This window comes from Methylobacterium sp. CM6257, assembly GCF_054611515.1.
Window position 1 is genome coordinate 759,609 of record NZ_CM137735.1, and the last position, 23,176, is coordinate 782,784.

Annotated in this window: 17 protein-coding genes and 1 pseudogene; 6 read left to right on the top strand and 12 right to left on the bottom strand. The window is 67.5% G+C overall.

Annotation, left to right across the window (positions count from 1 at the left end):
- The first annotated feature begins 51 nt into the window (after positions 1-51).
- Positions 52-1,404: an IS701 family transposase gene (locus ACYCO6_RS03620; RefSeq protein WP_459763495.1), complete on the top strand. Its 1,353-nt coding sequence runs from the start codon at positions 52-54 to the stop codon at positions 1,402-1,404.
- Here ACYCO6_RS03620 and ACYCO6_RS03625 read toward each other — a convergent pair.
- Entirely contained in the window at positions 1,324-2,058 is a 735-nt protein-coding gene (locus ACYCO6_RS03625) for a response regulator (RefSeq protein WP_459769368.1), read from the bottom strand. The two genes, ACYCO6_RS03620 and ACYCO6_RS03625, sit on opposite strands and share 81 nt — an antisense overlap.
- Before the next feature lie 1,098 nt (positions 2,059-3,156).
- On the opposite strand from ACYCO6_RS03625, the gene ACYCO6_RS03630 reads away from it, so the two are divergent.
- Together ACYCO6_RS03630 and ACYCO6_RS03635 are read left to right on the top strand one after the other, a co-directional pair.
- Complete coding sequence (locus ACYCO6_RS03630) at positions 3,157-3,819, top strand: hypothetical protein (protein WP_459769369.1); 663 nt, start codon at positions 3,157-3,159, stop codon at positions 3,817-3,819.
- Positions 3,820-4,089: 270 nt separating this feature from the next.
- Positions 4,090-4,568: pseudogene (locus ACYCO6_RS03635) on the top strand (transposase); the annotation flags it as partial.
- A 58-nt stretch (positions 4,569-4,626) separates the two neighbouring features.
- On the opposite strand, the gene ACYCO6_RS03640 reads toward ACYCO6_RS03635, so the two are convergent.
- The 6 genes from ACYCO6_RS03640 to ACYCO6_RS03665 all read right to left on the bottom strand — a co-directional run bounded on the left by ACYCO6_RS03640 (position 4,627) and on the right by ACYCO6_RS03665 (position 13,462).
- Complete coding sequence (locus tag ACYCO6_RS03640) at positions 4,627-7,011, bottom strand: hybrid sensor histidine kinase/response regulator (RefSeq protein ID WP_459769370.1); 2,385 nt, start codon at positions 7,009-7,011, stop codon at positions 4,627-4,629.
- 475 nt (positions 7,012-7,486) lie between these two features.
- Positions 7,487-8,587, bottom strand: coding sequence for a YeiH family protein (locus tag ACYCO6_RS03645; RefSeq protein WP_459769372.1), 1,101 nt, complete (start codon positions 8,585-8,587; stop codon positions 7,487-7,489).
- A gap of 31 nt (positions 8,588-8,618) precedes the next feature.
- Entirely contained in the window at positions 8,619-8,966 is a 348-nt protein-coding gene (sorB, locus tag ACYCO6_RS03650; protein ID WP_459769374.1) for a SorB family sulfite dehydrogenase c-type cytochrome subunit, read from the bottom strand.
- An 11-nt stretch (positions 8,967-8,977) separates the two neighbouring features.
- Complete coding sequence (gene sorA, locus ACYCO6_RS03655; RefSeq protein ID WP_459769376.1) at positions 8,978-10,186, bottom strand: SorA family sulfite dehydrogenase catalytic subunit; 1,209 nt, start codon at positions 10,184-10,186, stop codon at positions 8,978-8,980.
- A 69-nt stretch (positions 10,187-10,255) separates the two neighbouring features.
- Entirely contained in the window at positions 10,256-11,614 is a 1,359-nt protein-coding gene (locus ACYCO6_RS03660; RefSeq protein WP_459769379.1) for an MFS transporter, read from the bottom strand.
- Positions 11,615-11,764: 150 nt separating this feature from the next.
- Complete coding sequence (locus ACYCO6_RS03665; RefSeq protein WP_459769380.1) at positions 11,765-13,462, bottom strand: GMC family oxidoreductase; 1,698 nt, start codon at positions 13,460-13,462, stop codon at positions 11,765-11,767.
- Between the two features lie 159 nt (positions 13,463-13,621).
- On the opposite strand from ACYCO6_RS03665, the gene ACYCO6_RS03670 reads away from it, so the two are divergent.
- Positions 13,622-14,650 (top strand): histone deacetylase family protein, encoded by a 1,029-nt coding sequence (locus ACYCO6_RS03670; protein WP_459769383.1) that lies wholly within the window; start codon positions 13,622-13,624, stop codon positions 14,648-14,650.
- 57 nt (positions 14,651-14,707) lie between these two features.
- Here ACYCO6_RS03670 and sucD read toward each other — a convergent pair whose 3' ends face one another.
- The 4 genes from sucD to ACYCO6_RS03690 form a co-directional block, all read right to left on the bottom strand.
- A complete protein-coding gene (sucD, locus tag ACYCO6_RS03675; RefSeq protein WP_459769385.1) occupies positions 14,708-15,625 on the bottom strand; it encodes a succinate--CoA ligase subunit alpha in 918 nt (305 codons plus the stop codon).
- Positions 15,622-16,749: a succinate--CoA ligase subunit beta gene (locus ACYCO6_RS03680; RefSeq protein WP_459769388.1), complete on the bottom strand. Its 1,128-nt coding sequence runs from the start codon at positions 16,747-16,749 to the stop codon at positions 15,622-15,624. Before ACYCO6_RS03680 ends, sucD begins: the two co-directional genes overlap by 4 nt.
- Positions 16,746-18,191 carry an acylating sulfoacetaldehyde dehydrogenase gene (sauS, locus tag ACYCO6_RS03685; RefSeq protein ID WP_459773422.1) on the bottom strand — a complete coding sequence of 482 codons (1,446 nt, stop codon included), beginning with the start codon at positions 18,189-18,191 and terminating at the stop codon, positions 16,746-16,748. The genes ACYCO6_RS03680 and sauS overlap by 4 nt, the downstream gene beginning before the upstream one ends.
- Positions 18,192-18,275: 84 nt before the next feature.
- Positions 18,276-19,580: an MFS transporter gene (locus tag ACYCO6_RS03690; protein WP_459769390.1), complete on the bottom strand. Its 1,305-nt coding sequence runs from the start codon at positions 19,578-19,580 to the stop codon at positions 18,276-18,278.
- Positions 19,581-19,812: 232 nt separating this feature from the next.
- Between ACYCO6_RS03690 and ACYCO6_RS03695 the strand changes: the two genes are divergently transcribed.
- Both ACYCO6_RS03695 and ACYCO6_RS03700 read left to right on the top strand, forming a co-directional pair.
- Complete coding sequence (locus tag ACYCO6_RS03695) at positions 19,813-20,676, top strand: LysR substrate-binding domain-containing protein (RefSeq protein ID WP_459769392.1); 864 nt, start codon at positions 19,813-19,815, stop codon at positions 20,674-20,676.
- Positions 20,677-20,794: 118 nt separating this feature from the next.
- Positions 20,795-21,007, top strand: a complete 213-nt coding sequence (locus tag ACYCO6_RS03700; RefSeq protein ID WP_459769395.1) for a hypothetical protein — start codon at positions 20,795-20,797, stop codon at positions 21,005-21,007.
- A 117-nt stretch (positions 21,008-21,124) separates the two neighbouring features.
- Here ACYCO6_RS03700 and xsc read toward each other — a convergent pair whose 3' ends face one another.
- Positions 21,125-22,903 carry a sulfoacetaldehyde acetyltransferase gene (xsc, locus tag ACYCO6_RS03705; RefSeq protein WP_459769397.1) on the bottom strand — a complete coding sequence of 593 codons (1,779 nt, stop codon included), beginning with the start codon at positions 22,901-22,903 and terminating at the stop codon, positions 21,125-21,127.
- Positions 22,904-23,176 lie beyond the last annotated feature (273 nt).

The window sequence follows — 23,176 nt, forward strand, 5'->3', positions numbered from 1 at the left end:
GAAGCGGGTGTGACGGATAGGCTGGTGGCGTCCCCGCCAAGAGACACCGCCATGCTGGACCTGCCCACCCGCTTCGCCGGGATCATCCTGGCGTTCGCGCCGCTGTTCGTCCACCGCTCGTGGCGCCATGCTCAGCTTCTGCTGATCGGCGCGATCCTGACGCCGGGCCGCCGCACGGTGGCGAGTGTCCTGCGCATCATGGGCCGCGCGCAGGAGCGGCGGTTCGTGAACGCCCACCGCATCCTCAACCGGGCGGCGTGGTGCCCGCGCAGCGGCAGCCGCATTTTGCTCGGGTTCCTCGTCGACGCGTTCGCGCAACGCGGCCCCGTGGTCCTGGGACTGGACGACACGATTGAGCGCCGCCGCGGCAAGCGGATCGCCGCCAAGGGCATCTACCGTGATCCGGTTCGCTCCTCCGACAGCCACTTCGTCAAGGCGAGCGGGCTGCGCTGGATGAGCCTGATGTTGCTCGCCCCGATCCCCTGGGCGGGGCGCGTCTGGGCGCTGCCGTTCCTGACCGCGCTGGTGCCATCAGAGCGCGCCTGTCGCGACCGGGGCCGTCGGCACAAGCCGTTGCTCGACGTCGGACGCCAACTTGCCCTCCAGGCCCGCCGCTGGCTGCGCGCACGCGACCTCGTGGTGGTGGGCGACAGCGGCTTCTCGGCCTTGCTGTTCCTCGACGCGATGCGCCGCGCCCGCATCACGGCAATCACCCGCCTGCGGCTGGATGCTGCTCTCTACGATCCCGCCCCGCCGCGGCCACCCGGCACGATCGGGCGCCCGCGGACCAAAGGCGCTCGGCGGCCGACGCTCGCCGCGACCCTCGCGGCCAAGGACACGCGCTGGCACGCGGTCGTGGTGCCGGGCTGGTACGGGGCGGGCGAGCGCACGATCGAGATCGCCTCGGACACCGCGGTGTGGCGGCACGGCGGTCTGCCGGTCGTGCCGATCCGCTGGGTACTCATCCGCGATCCCAAGGCACGCTTCCCGCCCCAGGCCCTGCTCTGCACTGATCCGACGCGCGAGCCCACGCAGATCGTGGGGTGGTTCGTGCGGCGCTGGACCGTCGAGGTCACCTTCCAGGAAGTGCGCGCTCATCTCGGCGTCGAGACGCAGCGGCAGTGGTCCGACACGGCGATTGCCCGCACCACACCCTGCCTGCTCGCCCTGTTCTCGATCGTCACGCTGCTGGCCGCACGGCTCCCGGCCCGCCAACGGCGACGGATCGCGGCCGCCGCGTGGTACCCCAAACCGCGCCCGACCTTCGCCGATGCTCTGGCCGCCGTGCGCTGCGCGATCTGGCGCGAGCGGACTTTGGCAACATCACCGCGCCGACGCGCCCGAACAAAACCCCGCTTCCGTTTGCCCGCGCCCTGGGCCTATGCCCTCTGCCACGCCGCATGAATGGCCAAAGTCGAGCTTGAGGATCCAGAACTGGGTCAGCGACAGGTCGAGAGGCCTGTCTTTCCAGAACGCGCGCGAGAGACGCTCATCGATCCGCAGGCTTTGGTTGCCGAGCTGCGACGTAGGCTTGGACTCGCTCGTCTCAATCTGCGTGATGGCTTCGATACGCCGGACCAGCGCGTTGATGCGCGCGACAAGGTAGCTGCCGGAGATCGTCTTACTCAGGTAGTCGTCCGCCCCGAGCCGCAGCCCGCTGATCCGGTCTGCATCCTCGTCGCGCTCGGTGAGGAAAATGATAGGCGTGATCTTCTGCTTCTCGCGAAACGCTTGGCAGAGGTCGAAGCCTGCCTCGTAGTCGTGGCCGAGGCTGACATCGAGGATCACGACGTCGAACGTCTCAGCCGCGAACGCCGCCATAGCCTCAACCTTAGTGGCGCAAGCGTACACTGAGAGCCGGTGCGCGTTCAGGAGAGCCTGATAATTCGCGCGGAGGACATCGTCATCCTCGACCAGGAGTACACGCCGCATGCTCATCGTGTCCGAGGCACCCAGTTCTTCCCCCTCACAGATCGTTATGAAGCCGGGAGCGGGCTGGTCAACTCGATCTTCGCTAATGCCACGGTCTGCCACCGTGTTCGTGCGGTCCATGCTCATTTTCAATCTCGTGCGTAGCGCAAGCATCCGTTCTCAGGATGCCACGGGAGCAGGCTGTCATTTCTGAGCGCTGGTGAGTCTCGCTGAATATCGATGAACGATCGGCAGAGCGCCCTTCATCAATTCGGGGCTGTCCGACGATAATCGCCGCCGGTCGGAGTTGAAGTTATTTCGAGTCACAAATTTCAGATCGAGATCAGCGTCGCAGCTTATGATTTCGGCACCGCCGGAGCCTCAGGTCAGGAAGGACACAATAAATCACATCAGCGCTACCGGATCAGGTGGGCAGTCGCGGGCCACACGTCGCGGAGCTCGGCCGACCGCGACCATTTGGACGCCCAACAGCGCGTCTCAAACATGGCCGGCGGCATCAGGGCTGTGTAGGCTGCAGCCAGCCGCACGGGCGCGTGGTCTGTTATCTCGGCGATGGCCGCTGGTAAGACGCAGAGGCCGGTTCCTGGCGTGATGGCCGGCGCAGACGGATCCGGCTCAAGACCGGGGCAGCAGACGTCCTCGGCCATGCCCGCCGGACTCATGTTGTCCTAGCTGCCGCGCGTCGCGATCACGACGCGTCCAACAATGCGGACGCCAACCTCGCGGCCGTTCGTCAGCGGTGCCATCTGATCCGCGATCCAGTCAGCTCCAAAAGGATTCTGATCTAGGACACAGGAGTACTGTGCGTACGAACTCCTCAATCATCAGTTCTCATCGTTAGTAATCCTGATTCATCTAATTCGTATTGTCTTTGCCTCTCATAAATTCAATGTTCCAGACGCGAATAAGCCTTTCCGATATGGAGGCGGAAATGAGAAATCCGGCAATATGGGCAATCCTAGTTGGAACGGTTGCTGGTGTGTCGCTGGCTGACTCAAACGCCAAACCCGATTTGCGCAATTTCGTCGCCGACGTGATTGCGATTCGGCCGGCCTGCTGGTTGTCAGGGGCCTGTCCGCCATGAACTGCTGGTTGACTGCATGGTCTCTGCTTAGAAATGATCTCTTATTTGCAGCTAGCCGCTGCCTAATCGGGCATCTGTCTGCTGAGGACGAATGCGTCGGCAGCCACCTGACTTAGATTTCGCAATGAACGGGTGCCAAGATGATCCGGGTAAATGTAGGATTGTGCCTGATATTATTTGGCGCTCTTCACTCTGTAGCGCTGGCTGCTCAAGATTTTAGCCAGCAGCGCGCTGAATGCAGGAAAGCCTGTGTTGATACTCGCCTCCACGTCAAGTCATTCTGCTGTACGTTCACTGGCGGAAATCAACGCGGAGCGTATTCATGCTCTGATGTCAAGAACGAGTCTCAGTATAATTTCTGCATCAAGGGCGGAGAGAGGGACGAAATAAAATGCTCTAATGACTGCAACGCAACTTTCGGAAATAGCTCCCATTCCCTGGGCATCGACAAGCCGCTCGATAAAGGCGGCAGCCTAAGCATCGAAAAGCCGTTCGACAGCTCGTTTGCGGAGAGCATCGGCGTAACCGCAACCGACGTTGAGGATGCCGTAGAAGGTCCCTTCGTTGAGACATCGAAGTTTCTGTCTCACCCGCATACTGTTGTTGAGCGGAGCGCAAACGACTTTCTTAATCGAGCGACAGTCGTGGCGACAACTTCGGCACAAAAGGTTGTAGCGTGGCTCGGGATTGGATTTGCTGCCGGGCTCGGCTTTGCAATTGTCTTAGCCATAGGTCTCGCGGCCCTGATCTTACGCCGCAGCCGGCCGGAAGCCGTAAGGAATAGCCTAATCCACCAACAATAGGCGCACATCGAACGCCCAAGATTGTGTCTTGCGCCGAGCGATCGGCGGTCCCGAGATTTTGGCAGAACGAAGCCATTGACGAGCTTTAGGAGCAAGGCAGGTCCATGAAAGAATCTGCCCGAGGCCTCTGCAGCTTGCCGAACCTTCGGGACCCGTTCCGAGGTGGAAGGCGCCACGGATCGTAGTTCTCTAAGACCTGCTCTGCCTCACTTGAGCCACCGACGTCGCTCAAGGTTGGTGCCCAGCCTGGCCGTTGGGGATCGGGATCAGGCTCGCTGCTACGGGCGAGCTCCACGCGGCGAGCGCTGCGGAGTGGTCGTTCCGTTCGGGCATAGGGAGACCACCACCGTCACCGCCTGCCTGCGCGCCAGCGGCCTAACGGCCACCGCGCTCTTCGGCTGGCCGTGACGGGCACTCGCTTCCGCGCCTATGTCGGGAAGACCTTGGTACCGGCTCTAATGCGCGGCTACACAGTCGTGGTCGACTACCTACCGGCCCATGAGTTCAGCGGCATCCGCGAGCACATCGAGGCCGCTGGCGCGCGGCTTCTTCATCGGCCGGCCTACTCGCCCGACTTCAACCCGATCAGACTGGCGTTCGCCAAGCTCAAGGCCTTCCTGCGCGCCGAGGCAACCCGCCCTGTCACGGACCTCTGGAGCGCAATCCGACGTGCCTTGGAGCGCTTTACTCCAGATGAGTGCCGCAACTATCTCGCAGCCGCCGGCTGCGATGCATATGGGCCGAGCTGATCGAATACTGTTCCAGATGTCGCGTGCAGGCCCGTGTGACCTCTCCGGGCACGCGCCGCTAAAACGGGCGGAGAGCGGGCGTGCGGGCGTGCAGTGCCTTCTCGATCGTCTGCCTCAGGATGTCGGCCGTGTAGGGCTTCACGACGAGCGAGGCGCGCAGGAACGCGGCGTCGGCCGAGACCGCGTTATCGCCCGAGGCCAGGACCACGCATACGTCCGGGCGGCGCGCCCGCGCGGCTTGTGCCAGTTCCAGACCCGAGAGGCCCGGAAGCCCGACATCCGTCAGAAGGACGTCCACTCCGTCGAGCGCCAGCAGCTTGACAGCCTCCTCCGCGCTTCTCGCCTCCCGCAGCTCGCACCCGGCCTCCCGCAGCATCTCGGCCGTCGTGCGCCGGATCAGGTCGTCGTCTTCGACCAGCAACACGGTTGCGCCCTTCAACGCGTCCCGCGTGGGCAACCTGCGCTCGACCTGAGCGGTGGCTTGGCGCTGCGCCTGATTGGCAAGGACGTGCCGGATCTTCCGCGCCAGCGCCTCGCGCGTGTAGGGCTTGCCTAGCAGCTCCACGCCGGGATCGAGCCGCCCGCCATGCACGATGGCGTTGCGGGTGTACCCCGAGGTGAAGAGCACCGCGACCTGGGGGAGCCGTTGCTTGGCCTTGCGGGCCAACTCGGGGCTGCGCATCGCACCCGGCATCATCACGTCCGTGAAAATCAGGTCGATGGGCAGGCCGCTCTCGACGATGGCGAGCGCGCTCGCGGCATCCCGCGCCTTGAGCACACGGTAGCCGAGTTCGCCCAGCATCGTGACGGCGACCTCACGGACCTCGTCGTCATCCTCGACCACCAGGATCGTCTCGTCTCCGCCGGTCACCTCGCCGGGTGACATCGTGACCAGAACGTCCTCGCTCTCCAGGGCGCGGGGGAGGTAGAGCTTGACGGTCGTGCCCGCGCCAACCTCGCTGTAGAGCTTAACGTGGCCGCCCGACTGCTTCATCAGGCCGTAGACCATCGCGAGCCCGAGACCCGTGCCCTTTCCCTCGGGCTTGGTCGTGAAGAAGGGCTCGAACACCCGGTCGAGCGCCTCGCGGGGGATGCCCGCGCCCGTGTCGGTGACGGCGAGCAGCACGTACTGACCGGGTGTGACGTCGTCGTGCGCCCGAGCGTACTCATCATCGAGGAAGGCGTTGCTCGCCTCGATGGTGAGGCGTCCCTGACCATCCATGGCGTCCCGGGCGTTGATCGCCAGGTTCAGGATGGCGTTCTCGATCTGGTCGGGGTCGACCAGGCTGTTCCACAGTCCACCCGCCACAACGGTCTCGACCTCGATCTCTCCACCGAGCGCCCGGCGCAGCATGTAGTCCATCCTTGTGACGAGTCGACCGATGCTGACGACCTTCGGTTCCAGGGGCTGCCGTCTGGCGAAGGCGAGCAGTTGCGACGCGAGCTTCGCGCCGCGCGCCACGCCGGCCAGGGCACTCTGGACCCGCATCTCGGCGCGGGGATTTCCGGCGACGTCCTTGCTGAGCAGCTGCAGGTTGCCGCTGATCACCTGGAGCAAGTTGTTGAAGTCGTGCGCGACCCCACCGGTGAGCTGACCCACGGCCTCGAGCTTCTGCGATCGCAGCAGCGTCGCTTGCGCTTGCTGGAGCGCCAGTTCCGCCTGCCGGCGTTCGGTGATGTCGCGCGTGACCTTCGCAAATCCGATGAGCTGGCCGGCCTCGTCGCGAATGGCGTCGATGACGACATGGGCCCAGAAGGTGGTCCCATCCTTGCGGACCCGCAGGCCCTCGTTCTCCCAGCGGCCTTCGCGTGCAGCGGTCTGCAATCCGTGCTGTGGGACGCCCGCTTCGCAATCAGCCTGCGTGTAGAAGTTGGAGAAGTGGCGCCCGATAATTTCATCGGGCGTGTAACCCTTGATCCGCTGGGCGCCCGCATTCCAACTCGCGACCTCGCCACGCGCGTTCAGCATGTAGATGGCGTAGTCGGTTACGCCTTGCACGAGCAGGCGGAACTGCTGCTCGCTCGCGCGCAGCTTGGCCTCGGCAGCCCTCCGCTCGCTCAGGTCACGCGTGATCTTGGCGAACCCGACAAGCCCGCCATCCGGCGCGCGGATCGCGTCGATGATCACGTGAGCCCAGAACTGCGTGCCGTCCTTGCGCACGCGCCAGCCCTCGCGCTCGAACCTCCCCGTCCGGGCCGCTTCCTCCAGCGCTTGGGTGGGCACGTTCTCGGCGCGCTCGGTCTCCGTGTAGAAGGCGGAGAAGTGACGGCCGATGATCTCATCGGCCTCATAACCCTTGAAGCGCCGCGCACCGGGGTTCCAGCTCGTCACGTGACCGTCGCGATCCAGCATGTAGATCGCATAATCCGTGATCGCCTCGACGAGCAGCTTGTAGCGGCCGGCCATGGTCTGCGCCGCGTCGTAGGTACCGGAACTTTCCATTGAGCTCTCGTGGCCAGCTTCGGCGGGCCCGGATCAGTTCGCCCCAAACAGCCCGTGGCGCGAACGCGACTGGCGACGATGCCTTCCGGCGGTCAGTGCGCGTCTCGGCCTATCCGCCGTGGACCCGTCGCGCACTAACTCATGTCAATCGGGCGGGCGCCCTTGGGCCCGGCGCTGATGTACGGGGTCCTGGTTCGAGATGGGAGCGGATCGGGTGCCCGCGAGCCCGTGGGCCGCCTCCAATCGGCTCGATCGTGCGGAGCCGATCCAGCCGCCGGCAAGCAGACTCTCCGGAGGTCGAGCGCGGCTGGAAACCGGAATGGGCGTGCGGCGGGAAAGCCGGCCGTGGATTTCGCCCGCCTTCAGGCGAAAGGAGCCGAAATCGACCGTCGTTGTGCTCCAGACCAGCACGACGGCCTGGACGGATGGCGGCTCCTCGCAAGCGGAAGACGGGCGATGGTCATGTGTCCGAACCTCAGCCGATTCCGAGGCTTCGGATGAGGAGGACGGCGATGGCGAGGAGCACGAGGAGGGAGGCGGTGACCGCCAGGGTCACCCGGCCGCCGACCCGGGCCAGCACGCGCACGTCCACGCCGAGGCCCAGCGCGGCCATCGACACGATCGTGAGGAAGCCGGCAAGCCGGGAGACCGGCGCGATCCCGGCGTCCGGGATCAGCCCGAGCGAGCGCAGGGTGGCCAGAGCCAGAAAGCCCAGGATGAACCACGGCACCAGCTTGAAGAACCCGAGCCGGCCCGGGCCAGCCTGGCCGCTCGCCCCCGCCGCCGGCAGGCGCGGGGCGATCAGCGACAGCGCCAGCACCACCGGCCCGAGCATCAGCACCCGCACCAGCTTGACCAGCGTGCCGACCTGCGTGGCCAGCGCGCTCACCGGAACGGTCGCGGCCAGCACCTGCGGCACCGCGTAGACGGTCAGCCCCGCCAGAACCCCGTACTGGTGCTCGCTGAAGCCGGCCAGCGGCACGAACAAGGGTAGGCCCAGCACCATCAGCACGCCCAGCACGGCCGTGAACGCGATCGCCGCCGCCACGTCCCGGCCGTCGGCCCCGATCACCGGCGCCACCGCGGCGATCGCCGAGTTGCCGCAGATGGCGTTGCCGCAGGCGATCAGCAGCGCCATGCGCACCGGCAGCCCAAGGCCGCGGCAGATCGCGCAGCTCGCCAGGATCGTGAGCGCCACCGCCCCGACGATGCCGGCCAGCAGCGCCGGGCCGGAGGCGACGATGGCGCCCAGGCTCACGGAGGCGCCGAGCAGCGTGACCGCCACCTCCAGCACCTGCTTGGCCGAGAAGGCGATCCCGGCCTTGAAGCGCGCGCCCGGCACCCACACGGTGCGCAGGGCCGTGCCGAGCAGGATGGCGAGCACCAGCGCCTCGACGTAAGGGTGGCCAGTCAGGTGCTCCTCGCCCGCCTGCAGCGCCTGCGCCACGGCGGTGAGGGCCGCGCAGAGCAGCAGGCCCGGCAGCAGCGAGCCGGCCGCTCCGGCCCAGGCGGGACCGCAGGCCCGGCCTGAGGCCTCAGCCTGCGCTTCGATGCGGCCGGCGGTCCTGGCAGTCATCGCATGGCCCCCTGTTTCCCGGTCGCGGCGCTCAGTAGGTCGTGCCGAGATAGGCGGCGATGGCCTTGGCCTGCTCGGCCGCGATCGGCGCGCGGTAGACCTTGATCATCTTGGTCACCTCCGCCTCCCAGAACGCCGGGCCCTTCTTCGGCGGCTGCATGGCGACGTAGTCGGCCGAGTGGCAGGTCAGGCAGTTCTCCTGCGCGGCCTGGAAGCCGGCCGCCTGGGCGGCCTCCGGCGGCGGCTTGAACTGCGCCGTCGGCTCGGGCAGCGCGTAGGTGTCGGGCGCGGCCCGCGCGGCCGGCCCGGCCAGGGCGGCCACGAGCGCGGCGGCGGCCACGAGCGCGAGGGCGGCGGACCGTCCGGTGGACCTGAGCATGGCCATCTCCCTCAGGCCGCCTGCACGCGGGTGGTCTCGACGACGTTGCGCATGTACCCGGCCGGGTTCCAGCGCGGCTCCATCGGCTGGGTGCCGCCGTCGTTGCCGGTGGCGCGCACCCGCAGGGCGTGCGCGCCCGGCGCCAGCTCGAGCTCCGCGCTCCAGGGCCGGAAGGCGAACCGGCCGAGATCCTGGCCGAGCCGGGCCGGGCTCCAGCTCTGGCCGTCATCGGCCGAGACCTCCACCGCCTTGATGCCCGAGCCGCCGTCGAAGGCGATGCCGCGCACGGGCAGGCGCCCGGCCTTCACCTGCGCGCCGTCGGCGAGGTTGGTGATGAACGAGCGGACGTTGAAGCGGCCGATCGGCACGGTCTTGTCGGGCGCCTTGCCGGGCTCGGTGCAGGCGCAGGCGTTGTCGGGGATGCGGTAGGCGCTCTTCATCCAGAAGCCCTCGAAGGGGTGATCGAGGACGGTGATGCTGTTGAGGTGCTTGACCCAGTAGGTGCCGTAGTAGCCGGGCACGACGAGGCGCAGCGGGAAGCCGTTGAGCCAGGGCAGGGGCTCGCCGTTCATGGTCAGGGCGAGCATCACCTGGCCGTCGCGGGCGTGGTCGAGGGCCAGCGCCTTGGCGAAGTCGGGGGTCTCGGGCAGGACCGGCCCGTCGAGGCCCTCGAAGGCGACCTGGACGGCGCCGGCCTTCACGCCGGCCCGGTCGAGCACGCTTTTGAGCGGCACGCCGGTGAAGCGGGCGCAGCCCATGGCGCCGTTGGCGAGCTGGCCGCCGGCGATGCGCGGCTCGAAGAAGCCGCGGGAATTGCCCGAGCACTGGTTGACGGCGACGATCTCGGTCTGGGGCAGGGCCTTGAGGTCGGCGAGCGCCAGGGAGAGCGGGCGCTCGACCTGGCCCTGGACGGCGAGGCGGAAGGTGTCGGGGTCGATCTGGGTGGGGATGTCGGCGAGGTGGTAGCGGACGAAGAAGGCGTCGTTGGGGGTGAGGGCGCCTTCGTCGAAGACCGAGAACGGCGTCTCCAGCTGCGGCGGGCGGGCGGTCATCTGCAGCAGCGGCCGCTTGCCCGGATAGGCCACCAGCGGCCGCTCGCCGTTGCCAAACGGAAGCGTCGCCGTCCCCGAGGCGGCGGCCGCCCGCAGGCCGAGGCTCGCCGTCGTCAGGGTGACACCGCCGACCGCCAGGATGCCACGACGCGTCAGTGCAGGAGCCATCACGCTCTCCTTCTCAACTTGGCGGCCGGGAAGTCCCGGCCGCCGCTACGAGTCCGGCATCTCGCTTGGTCAGGCGACCTGCGGATATCCGGCAGGGCGGCCCGGCGCTTCCTCGATCAGGCGCCGGTGGTGGATCCGGCCGATCCAGACCGCGGAGGCGGCGCTGACGAGGCCGGAGAGGGCGCAGTATCCGCAGACGAGCCACGGATTGTTTGCGCCGGAGTATTGCAGCAGCGCCGTCGCGATGATCGGCGTCAACCCGCTCGCGAAGATTCCCGAGAACTGATAGACGAAAGATATTCCTGTATAGCGCACCCGCGCCGGGAACAGTTCCGAGAACAGCGCCGCCTCCGGGCCGTAGACCGCCGCGTAGAGGATTCCGAACGGCACGATGATCGCGAACCAGATCGCGCGAAGGCTGTCGGGATAGGTGACGAAGATCCAGAAGGCCGGGAAGGCTGCGAGCCCCGAGATCACGGAACCCCAGGCATAGACCTGCGTACGGCCGAGGCGGTCGGACAGCCAGCCGAAGAAGGGGATCGTCGCGCACATGACAACCGCCGCGGCGGTCACGCCGAGGAGCGCTTCCGTGCGCGGCACTTTCAAGGTCTGCGTCAGGTAGCCGATAGCGAAGACGGCGAAGATGTTGAACACCACGCCATCGACCATGCGTGCGCCCATGCCGGCCATGACCTCGGCCGGATAGCCGCGGATCATCGACACGAATGGGATATCAGCCTCTCGGTTGGCCTGTTTGACCTTGGCGAATTCGGGTGTCTCCATCACGTTCAGCCGGATGTAGGCGCCAACCGCCACAAGGATGACGCTGAGAAGGAAGGCGACCCGCCAGCCATAAGCCAGGAATTGTTCCTCGCTCAGGCTGTAGGACAACAGTGCGACCACGCCCGAGGCGAGGCAGAGCCCGAGCGACAGGCCGATCTGCGGGATGCTGGCATAGAGCCCGCGCTTCTCCTTCGGCGCGTATTCGAAAGCCATCAGCACGGCGCCGCCCCATTCGCCGCCGAGCCCGATTCCCTGCACCACCCGCAGAAGCAGGAGCAGGATCGGCGCCGCCAGGCCGATCTGAGCGTAAGTCGGCACCAAGCCGATGAGGAAGGTCGCCACCCCCATCAGCATCAGGGTGATCACGAGCATGCTCTTGCGGCCGATGCGGTCGCCGAAATGCCCGAAGATCACTCCGCCCAGCGGCCGCGCGACGAAGCCGACCGCGAAGGTCGCGTAGGCCAGGAGCGTCGAGACGAGCGGGTCGCTCACGGGAAAATAGAGCTTGTTGAAGACGATGCCGGCCACCACTCCGTAGAGGAAGAAGTCGTACCACTCGATCGTCGCGCCGATGAGGGAGGCGGTCACGACCTGACCGATCCCGCCTCTGCCCGATTGTGCTGGTCCCCGCTCCGGATACGGCATCTGCACCTCCTCCCGATCGTCTTCTGTTCGGCTGTTAAGGCGGCATCCTCACATCAAGGGTGCTTCCACCGGACGCCTCTTCGCGACCTGTTCCGCACGTTCACCTCAGGATGAGGGGGCGGTGGGCGAAGTCTCGCGATCCTTTGCCTCTCAGGCGTGATGGGCCGGCACCGGCGCGGGCGCCGCCCCTCGGGCCGGTCTGCGCTGCTGTGTGGCAGCCTTGGCGTCGGCGAGGATCATGTCGGAGGCCTTCTCGGCGATCATGACCACGGGAGCATTGGTATTGCCGGAGACCAGCGTCGGCATGATCGAGCAGTCGACCACGCGCAGACCCTCCATGCCGTGGACCCGCAGGGCGGGATCGACCACCGCGAGGGGGTCGGTGCCCATCTTGCAGGTGCCGGAGGGGTGGAAGATCGTGGCGCCAGAGGCGCGGGCGAAGTCGAGGAGGCCGGCATCGTCCGTGACCCCGGGTCCGGGCTTCTCCTCCGAGAGGATGAGCGGGTGCAGGGCCTGCGTCCCGGCGAGGCGACGGGCGAACTTGATGCCCTCGACGGTGCAGCGTCGGTCGGTCTCCGTGGCGAGGTAGTTGGCGCGCATGACCGGCGCCGCGAACGGATCGGCGCTGCGCAGAGAGACGGTGCCGCGGGATTCCGGCCGCAGCTGGCAGACGGAGAACGTGCAGCCGGACCAGGGATGCGGCTGGCCGCCCGCCATGTCGGCCGAGAGGGTGGCGAAGTGGAACTGGATGTCCGGGGTGCCCGGCCCCGGCATGACGCGGGTGAACAGGCCGCCCTGATTGATCCCCACCGCCAGCGGCCCGCTGCGCGTCAGGAGCCAGCGCAAGCCGATCCGCGCCTTGCCGATAAGGGTGCGCAGGTCGTCGTTCGTTGTGATCGGCTTGGTGAGGCGATAGATCAGTCGGATCTGCAGGTGATCCTGAAGGTTCTCGCCGACGCCGGCCAGTTCATGCTGCACGGGGATGCCGTGCGGACAGATCGCCCCGGAAGGGCCGATCCCGGAGAGCAGCAGGAGCTGCGGGCTCTGCAGGGCGCCCGCGGCGAGGATCACCTCCCGTGCGGCCCGGATCTCCATTGCTCGGCCGTGCTGCCGGACCCGCACGCCCACCGCGCGCTTGCCGCCGAGGATCAGGCCTGTGGCATGGGCATTGGTCTCGACGCGCAGGTTCGGGCGTCCCTCTGCCGGGCGCAGATAGGCGACCGCCGTGCTGCACCGCAGGCCGTTGCGGGTGAAGAGCTGGTAGTAGCCGACGCCCTCCTGATCACCGCCGTTGAAGTCGTCCGTGCGGCGGACGCCGATTTCCGCCCCCCCGGCGATGATCCGCTCAATCAGCTCGTGCTTGTGGCGGATGTCGGAGCACCAGAGCGGGCCGTCGCCCCCATGGGTGGCGCTCGCCCCGCGGGAATTGTGCTCGCTGCGGATGAAGTAGGGCAGCACGTCGCGCCAGCCCCACCCGTCATTCCCGAGGTCGGCCCAGTGATCGTAATCCTCGGCCTGCCCACGGACGAAGATCAGCCCGTTGATGGAACTCGATCCGCCGAGCGTCCGGCCGCGGGGCCAATAGATCGGCCGGCCGTTCATGGCCGGCTCCGGCTCGGTGTAGAAACCCCAATTGAGGGTCTTGTGAACCATCGTCTTCCCGTAGCCGATCGGGAGATGGATCCAGGGAGATCTGTCGCGGGGACCGGCCTCCAGCAGCACGACCCGGTGGCGCCCATCCGCGGAGAGCCGGTTCGCGAGCACGCAGCCCGCGGTGCCCCCGCCAACCACGACGTAATCGCATTCGACGCGCTCGGGCGCGTCATCAGGATGCTGGCGTTTCCTCAAGATTGTCTCCGTCCCGAGTGTCTATCTCGAAAAACGGTACGTTACGTTCTATTTGATGAGAGGAATGCGTATGTGTCAATATGGACGCGGTGAAATCCGTGCAACAGGATCGGCTGTTGAACCCCGAGGCCGCAGAACCGTGCGGCGAGGAGCGATGCGATGCAGGTCTTCCACCATGGCGACTGTCCCCGCCACGATCCCGACCGGTACTTCCGGCGCGGAGAGATCGTGGGGCATCCCGAGCAGGCGGAGCGCTATCGCCTCCTGCTGGAGGCGGTGCGGGTCGAGGGGCACGCGGTGCGCGACTCCGGCGATTCGGGCCTTCAGCCGATCCTCGCCGTGCACGACGCGGACTACGTCGCTTTCCTGCGGGACGCCTGGGACCGCCGGGGCGAATTGCCCGGCCGCGCGGACGAGATCCTCACCGGCCATTTCGCCCGGCCGCACATGCATCGCCGGCCGGAGGGGCTGCTCGGGCTGATCGGCCTCTACACCGCCGACACCTCGACGCCGGTCCGGGCAGGGACCTGGGCGGCGATCTACGGCTCAGCCCAGGCGGCGATCTCGGCCGCCGACGCCGCCCTGACGGGGGGCTGCGCCTACGGTCTGTGCCGGCCGCCGGGCCACCATGCCTATACCGACTCGGCCGGGGGCTTCTGCTACTTCAACAACAGCGCCATCGCCGCCGAGCGCCTGCGCGCCACGACCGGCGACCGTATCGCGATCCTCGACATCGACGTCCACCACGGCAACGGCACGCAGGGCATCTTCTATGCCCGGCCCGACGTGCTCACAGTCTCGGTCCATGCCGACCCGGCGAATTACTTTCCGTATTTTGCGGGTTATGCCGACGAGACCGGCATCGGGGCGGGGGAGGGGTTCAACCGCAATCTGCCCCTGCCGCACGGATCCGGCGACGCGTCCTGGCTCGCGGCGATCGGCGAGGGGCTTGCCGCCATCGCCCGCTACCGGCCGTCGGCCCTCGTCGTGGCGCTGGGCCTCGACGCCTCCGAGGACGATCCGATCGGCGCCCTCAAAGTGACGACGCCCGGCTTCCGCCAAGCCGCCGCGACGATCGCCGCCGCGGGGCTGCCGACCGCCATCGTGCAGGAGGGCGGCTACCTGTGTCCCGCCCTGCCACGCAACCTCGCCGCGTTTCTCGAGGGGTTCGACGCGGCGCGGGGATGAGGCTTGGCATCCCCACTCCCCGCGCGGGGAGTGGGGATTGAGGTGGGCCCGCGGGTCTTACCCCACCGCGTGGAGCGCGAGACCCGCTGCCGCCCGCGCCGGATGGCCCATGGCATATCGGACCAAGTCCGGGATCTCGCCCGGCGTGTCCGCGACGGCGACGCCCGCCGCCTCCAGGGCCGCCCGCTTGCCGGCGTAGCTGCCCCGGTCGCCGGAGACGATGGCGCCGGCATGCCCCATCTTCTTGCCGGGCGGCGAGGCCCGTCCGGCGATGAACGACACCACCGGCTTGCTCATCCCGGCGGCGTATTCGGCCGCCGCCTCCTCCATGGCTCCGCCGATCTCGCCGACGAGGACCACGGCGCGGGTGCGCTCGTCCCGGTCGAGCGCCATCAAGGCGTCGCGCGTCGTCGTGCCGATCATCGGGTCGCCGCCGATGCCGAGGAAGGCCGACTGGCCTAACCCCGCCCGCGTGAGGTTGAGGCAGACGAGCGTCCCGAGGCTCCCACTGCGGGAGATCACGCCGATCTCGCCCGGCCGGAAGATGTTCGGGTTGTGCCCCGGCATAATCCCGACGAAGCCTTCGCCCGGCGTGACGAGCCCGGCCGTGTTCGGGCCGACGATCCGCGTACCGTGGGCCCGCGCCGCATGGTGGATGGCGAGCACGTCCCGGGTCGGGATGTGCTCGGTGAGCACCACGAGGGTCTTCGTCCCCGCCTCGATGGCATCCACCGCCGCCGCCTTGGCCGCGGCCGGCGGAATGAACATCACCGCCCAGTCGAACGGGGTGCCGTCCATGGCCTCCCGCGCGGTGGCGTAGACCGGGACACCGAGATGCTGCTCCCCGGCGCGCTTCGGATTGACGCCGGCCACCACCTGCGTGCCGCAGGCCATCATCTTCTCGGTCCAGAAACTCCCCTGTTTGCCGGTCAGGCCCTGGACGAGGACGCGGGCATTCTTGCGATAGATGATCATCGGGCTGCCTCCACCGCGGCCTGCACCGCATCCTCCATCAGGTCGTAGGGCTCGACCCCGAGCCCCTCGCGCACGAGGCGCACGGCCTCGTCCTCGCCGGTCCCGTGGATCGAGAAGAACACCGGCACCTCCGGGGCGAGGCGCTTCCAGGCGGTCACGACGCCCTCGGCCATCACATCGGTGCGGGCGAACGCGCCGCAGAAGTTGACGACGAGGCTCTTCACGCCCGGATTGGCGAGGACGAGCCGCAGGGCCGCCTCCGACTTGGTGTAGGCCTCGCCGCCGATCTCCAGGAAGTTGGCCGGGCGGCCGCCAGAATGGCTGATGACGTCCATGGTCGTCATGGTCAGGCCGGCACCGTTCGCCAGCACGCCGACATTGCCGTCGAGCTGGATGAACTTCAGCCCCTGTGCCGCCCCCTCCCGCTCGAGCTCCGTCATCGGCTCCGGCGAGGCGGCGGCGGCGAGGTCCGCGTTCCGGAACGCCGCCGAATCGTCGAGGGTGAGCTTGCAGTCGAGGGCAACGACGCGCCCGTCCTCCAGCAGGGCCAGCGGGTTGATCTCGATCAGCTCCGCATCGATGCTGCCGCTGGCCCGGTAGAGGGCGGGCAGGATCTCCTCGATCCGCTCCCGCGCCGGGCCGAGGTCCAGCCCTCCGAGGAGGGCTCGGGCCGCCTCCCGGTCGAACCCGCGGTCGAGGTCGACCCGGTGGCGGCGCAGGGCCTCCGGCCGCGTGGCGGCGACCTCCTCGATGTCCATGCCGCCCTCGGTGGAGAACAGCACGAGGGGTGTGCGGCTCGCCGTGTCGGTGAGGATCGCGGCGTAGAATTCCCGCGCGATAGCCGCGCGCTCCTCCAGGAGCACCGACTCGACGCGGTGGCCGTCGATCGTCATGCCGAGGATCGCCTGGGCGACCGTGCGGGCCTGGTCAGGATTCATGGCGGCCCGGATGCCGCCGGCCTTGCCGCGCTTGCCGGTCGGCACCTGCGCCTTGACCATGCAGGGGCCGAGCTCGGCCGCCGCGACCGCCGCATCCTCCGCAGTCAGGCAGTGGATCGCCCGCGGGACCGGAATGCCGGCGGGCGCCAGCACCCGCGCCTTGGCGACGTGTTCGAGGAAGTTCATCGCGCGTCCTCCAGATGGTCGGCGACGTGGCCGATCCGATCCCAGTGCGGTCCGAACAGCTCCTGCTCGCTCGGGCGGTCCTCGGGGATCGGGGTGACGAGGTGAGTGATGTTGAGGAAGTGGCGGTAGCTCAGGTTCTCGGAGATGCTGTTCTTCTGCCAGGAGCCGCAGCCCATGCTCAGGGTGAAGCCGAGACCGGAATTGAACCCGCCGCCGTTGCCGAAGGTGTGGGCGAAGTTCACCAGCACCCGGACCACGTCGAGGTCTTCGGCGAGCTCGCGGGCGCGGGCCATGTCGGTGGTGTGGATGCCGCAGGAATGGCCCTTACCCTGGTGGTCGAGGATCGCGGCGACCTTCGCCTTGGCCTCCGCGAAATCTTTCGCCCGGTAGACGGTGAGCACGAGCGCGAGCTTCTCGCCGGAGAACGGCGCACCGCGCCCGATCCCCTCCTCCTCGACGAGAAAGAACTTCGCGCCCTCTGCCGCCCGCGGCAGCTCGAAGGCGCGGGCCAGCACGTCGGCATCCCGGGCGATCAGATCGCGGTTGAGCTTGCCCTTGACCCAGAGCCGCTCGGCGATGCGCTGCTTCTCCTCGCCCTTGCAAAGATAGGCGCCGGCCCGCTCCAGGGCGGCGATGGCCTGATCGTAAACCGCGTCCACGATGACCACCGCGTTCTCGGAGGAGCAGGAGGTGGCGTTGTCGAAGATCTTCGAGTCGCGGATCCGGGCCGCGGCGGCGTCGAGGTCGGCGGTCTCATCGATCATCACCGGCACGTTGCCGGCGCCGACGCCGATAGCGGGCGTCCCGCTGGAATAGGCCCGGCGGACATTGTCCTGCGAGCCCGTGACCACGACGAGGTCGCAGGCGCGCATCATGGCGTCCGTGGACTCCTTCGTGACCGGGGCGGGCAGGATCTGCACGAGGTCGGCGGGCAGGCCGATCGCCGCCAACTCCGACCGCATCAACTCCACCACGCGGGCGGTGGTGCGGTAGCCCAGCGGCGAGGGCGCGATGACGATGGCGTTGCGGCCCTTGATCGCCATCATCGCCTTGTTGACCGGCGTGGCGCCGGGATTGGTCGAGGGCGTCACCGCCCCGATCACCCCCATGGGCTTGGCGTATTTCACGAGGCCGCGGGCGACATCGTGCTCGATGACACCCACCGACCGGCCGCGGAGCAGGTCCCGCAGGGTTCCGAACGTCTTGCGCTGCTTCTTGACGATCTTGTCCGGCACGTTGCCGAGGCCGGTATCGGCCACTGCGAGTTCCGCGATCTCGCGAGCATGTTCGGGCTTGTAGAGGGACCACGCGAGGGCCCGCACGGCGGCATCGGCTTGGGATTGGTCGACCTCCGCGAAGAGGCGCTGGGCGGCACGGGCCCTGTCCATCACCGCGGTGACGGGGTCCGGGACGGCCGGGTCGTCCGGGAGGGTGAGAGGCATGACGGCGGCAGGCGACATGGCGCGCTCCTAGAGGTGTCGAGGGCGTTTCGGATCGAGGCGGGCCGGCCGGGGGGCCGGATCCGGTCAGGCAGTGGGCCTGACCGGGACGGGACGGCTGAGGACGAACTCGTCTTGGGGCGCGTCCACGAAGGGCTCGTTCGGCCGCATCCGCAGGGCGAGACCGGCGCCGGCGAGCAGAAGGCCCAGCGAGGCCATGAACGGCAGGTCCCACCGGCCGGTCAGATCGATGATCAGGCCGAACACCACGGGGGAGATCATGCCCGCGAGGCCGAAGCCGAAGTTCATGAAGCCGGAGGCCGTGCCCGAATACTGGGGCGCGATGTCCATCGGCACCGCCCAGATCGGCGCGACGATGAGTTCGGCGAAGAAGAACGCGCCCGAAAGGCAGAGGGTGATCGTCAGGAGATCGGTGGTGAACAGCACCGGCAGCATGAAGGCGAAGGCCCCGAGGAAGCCGACGACGATGACGCTGACCCGGGCCTTGGCCACGTCACCTGTCCGCCGCAGGATCCGGTCGCTGACCATCCCGCCCACCGTGTCCCCGACGACGCCAGCGAAGAACACGCCCGAGGCGAAGATCGCGGATTTCTTGATGTCGAGATGGTGCTGGTGGAGGAAGTACGAGGGGATCCAGTTCAGGAACAGCCACAGGGTCCAGCCGTAGCAGAAGTCGGTGAGCGTCACCGGCAGCATCCGGCGGAGCAGTCGGCCCCACGGCACCGCCTTGCGCTCGCCCGCGATCTTCGTCGGCGGCAGGACGGCGAGTTCCTCCTTCGTGACACCCCGGTGCTCGCGGGGATCGTCGCGGAAGTAGAACCACCACAGCCCCACCCAGGCGAAGCTGATCAGGCCGATGATGATGAAGCTGTCCCGCCAGGAGAGCGCTACGATCAGGAGGGCGATCAGCGGCGGGGTCAGGGCGTTGCCGAGCCGGGCAGCGGCATGGGTGATGCCCTGCGCGAAGCCCCGCCGGTCGGCGGCCATCCAGTTCGCCAGGGCCCGGGTGGCCGTGGGGAAGGCGGAGCCCTCGCCGATGCCCAGCAGGAAGCGCGCCGCGACGAGGGAGATCGCCCCTTCCACGAAGCCGATCATCACCGTCGCTGCCGACCAGATGGCGCCGCAGATCAGAAGAGTCTTGCGCGGTCCGAGCCGGTCGCCGAGCCAGCCGCCGGCGATCTGGAAGAAGGCGTATGGATAGGCGAAGGCCGAGAAGGCGAGTCCGAGCTCGACATTGGTCAGGCCCAGGTCTTTCTGCATGGCCGGCGCGGCCGTGCCAATATTCACCCGATCGATGTAGGTGATCAGGTACATCAGGCAGATGACGAACAGGACCCTGTCCGTCGCCTTGAAGCGTGCGAGCCGTAGCATTCCGCCCTCCTGAAAGGGGACGCCTCGGCACCTTCGACCCGACCGCATGCGACGGCGTGCGGGTCGCGAGAACCCGGCGTCCTTCCTGCGTTTCCACCGTGATCGGCGCGAGGGGCGTCAGGTCTGTGCCCGACTTCCGGTACCTCACGGCTCGATGGATGCACGCTAACCATTGCGCCCGGATGGGAGAAATATATTCTCTTGATACCGATCATTCAGGAAATTGATCGATATGATTCCGGATCTCGAAATACCGCTGCTTCGAACCTTCGTTGCGGTTCACGATACCGGGAGCATCACGCTTGCTGGGAAACAGGTCGGGCGCACCCAGCCGGCGATCACGCACCAGATGCATCGGCTGGAGCGGGCGCTCGGCCGGCCGCTCTTCGACGGCGAACGGCGCCATGGAGCGCTGACCCGCGACGGGGAGATGCTCCTCGCCTACGCGCGAAAGCTGCTGACCCTGAACGACGAGATCCGCGACCGATTCGAGGCCCCCGACATCGCCGGGCGGGTCCGCCTCGGTGTGCCGGACCTCTACGCCGCCTTCCTGCTGCCGGCGGTGCTGGCCGGCTTCGCCCGCGTCTATCCGCAGGTGGAGATCGAGCTGCGCTGCTCGCGCAGTATCCAGTTGCGAACGGCCCTGACCCGCGAGGAAATCGACCTCGCGCTCATGACCCGGCAGCCGGATCAGGAGGGCGGCGTCATCGTGCGGGAGGAGCCTCTGGTCTGGGTCGCCTCCTGCGATTCCGACCTTGAGTCGCGCTCGCCGCTGCCGCTCGCGCTCCTGCCGCCCGGCAGCCTCTACCGCCAGTGCGCCCTCGATGCGTTGGGGCAGGCCGGGCGAAGTTGGACGATCACGGCGGTCAGCGACAGCATCGCCGGGCTCCAGGCAGCGGTCCACGCGGGACTCGCCGTGTCGATCTTCCCTCTCTGCGCGGTGGATGGGGGAATCCGGCGCCTGGCGGCGGCGAGCGGAATGCCGGATCTGCCAGCCCTGAAGATCGTGTTGCAGCGCAAGTCCGGCGAGGTCTCCTCCGCCGTCGAGCATCTGGCGCAGTATATCCTCTCGGAAATCGGCAACATCACGGGCTGACGGCCGTCCCCTGCATCCCAAGCAACCCGGCGATGCGGCAGTGCGACGCGATTGTTTTTGCAGTGCAGCAGACTAGGTGCTAGCGCACGTGAGACAAGTGACGACCTGTGCGGCTGCCATGAACCATCTCGAACGCGTGCGCGACATCCTGCCGGTCCTCGCCGCGCTCTACGCCCTCGTGATGGTCGCCAACATGCAGGCCGCGCCCCGTCCGGCGCTCTCGAGCGGCAGCGGCATCGCGGCGGAGCGGATGGTCTCCGGGCTGAAGTGGCACATGCTCCAGATTGCCCGGAACGAGCAGAACGAGGCGATTCTCTTCCCGGGCAATTGATCGATCACCGCCCGCTTCAGACGTCGTCGGGCGTCAAGCGATGTCGGGGTGGCTGGCCGTCAATGAGCGTGCGCCGCGCGGAAGCCAGGCTCCGCGCGACGCTGGCCCCTGAGATCGTCAGACCGGCGGGCGCTGCGGGCGCATGTCCGACTTCTCGATGCCGGCGATCGGCACCGGCTTCTTCATCGCGTCGCGGCGGAAGGGCTCCCCGAGCTCCTGGTTGAGGATCACCTCGATGAAGGTGGTGACGCCCTGGGCCTGCGCCTCACCGGCCTGCTGGATGGCCTGGGTCAGGTCGCGGGTGGTCTCCACCCGTACGCCCTTGAAGCCGCAGCCTTCGGCGATCTTGGCGTAGCTCAGCTTCGGGTCGAGCTCAGTGCCGACGAAGTTATTGTCGTACCAGAGCACGGTATTCCTCTTCTCGGCTCCCCATTGGTAATTGCGAAAGATCACCATGGTGATCGCCGGCCACTCGTCCCGGCCGATGGAGGTCATCTCGTTCATGGAGATGCCGAAGGCTCCATCGCCCGCGAAACCGAAGACGGGGGTGTCCGGCTGGCCGATCTTGGCGCCGATGATCGACGGGAAGGCGTAGCCGCAGGGACCGAACATGCCCGGCGCGAGATACTTCCGGCTACGCTCGAAGCTCGGATAGGCGTTTCCGATGGCGCAGTTGTTGCCGATGTCCGTGGACATGATCGCGTCCCGCGGCATGCCGGCCTGGATCGCCCGCCACGCCTGGCGCGGCGACATCCGCTCGCTGTCCCGCTCCTGCGCTTCCCGGTTCCAGGTCGTGCCCGGATCGTCGTCCTCGTGGTCCATGGACGTGAGGGTCTGAGCCCAGGCGGACTTCGTCTGGTGGATCAGACCCTTGCGCTCCTCGCGGCCGGCATTGCCGGCCTCCGACGAGAGTTGCTCCAGAAGCTGCCGGGCGACCTGCCTCGCGTCGCCGCAGATGCCGACGGTGATCGGCTTCGTCAGCCCGATCCGGTCAGGGTTGATGTCGACTTGGATGATCTTGGCCTGCTTCGGCCAGTAAACGATGCCGTAACCGGGAAGAGTCGAGAACGGGTTGAGGCGCGTGCCGAGCGCAAGCACCACGTCGGCTTTGGCGATCAGCTCCATAGCGGCCTTCGAGCCGTTGTAGCCCAGCGGACCGACGGCGAGCGGATGGCTGCCGGGGAACGAGTCGTTGTGCTGATAGCCGGAGCAGACCGGTGCATCGAGCCGCTCGGCCAGGGCCGCCGTCTCGCGCACGGCGTCGCCGATCACCACGCCCGCGCCAGCAAGGATCACCGGAAACTTCGCTGCCGAGAGCAGCTCGGCTGCGTCCGCGATGGCTTGCCGCCCGCCCGCCGGACGTTCGAGGCGCACGATCTGCGGCAGTTCGATGTCGATGACCTGCGTCCAGAAATCCCGCGGGATGTTGATCTGCGCCGGGGCGCAGCCACGCCACGCCTTCTCGATCACCCGGTTCAGCACCTCGGCGACGCGGGAGGGATCACGAACCTCCTCCTGGTAGCAGACCATGTCCTCGAACAGGGCCATCTGTTCCACTTCCTGGAACCCGCCCTGGCCGATCGTCTTGTTGGCGGCCTGCGGCGTCACCAGCAGCATCGGCGTGTGATTCCAGTAGGCGGTCTTCATCGCCGTCACGAAGCCGGTGACCCCGGGTCCGTTCTGGGCGATGGCCAGCGCCATCTTGCCGGTCGTGCGGGTGTAGCCGTCGCAGATGAGCCCGGCATTCGTCTCGTGGGCGCAGTCCCAGAAGGAGATGCCGGCCTTGGGGAAGAGGTCCGAGACCGGCATCATGGCCGATCCGATGATGCCGAAGGCATGCTCGATGCCGTGCATCTGCAGGACCTTAACGAAGGCTTCTTCCGTGGACATCCTCATGGCGCACCCTCCTGGGATCTAGTCGCATTAGTCTGAGCCGCGTCCCCGCGATTCCCGTATTCCGGATATCCGCCGGCTGGTCCGTGACGCCCGGACGCCGTCGCGTGTGAGGCTTTGGCCCGCCGACCGGCCGCTTCCGTTCCTGATCGACGCACGCACCCCGGCCCTGTCTCGACCCGGAGGGCGCTTGCAGGCCATTCATGGACGCACAATCGAGTCGCTGCAACAAAAATCTCGTTTTTTTGCTTTTGCCGTTCTAATTTATGGAATACA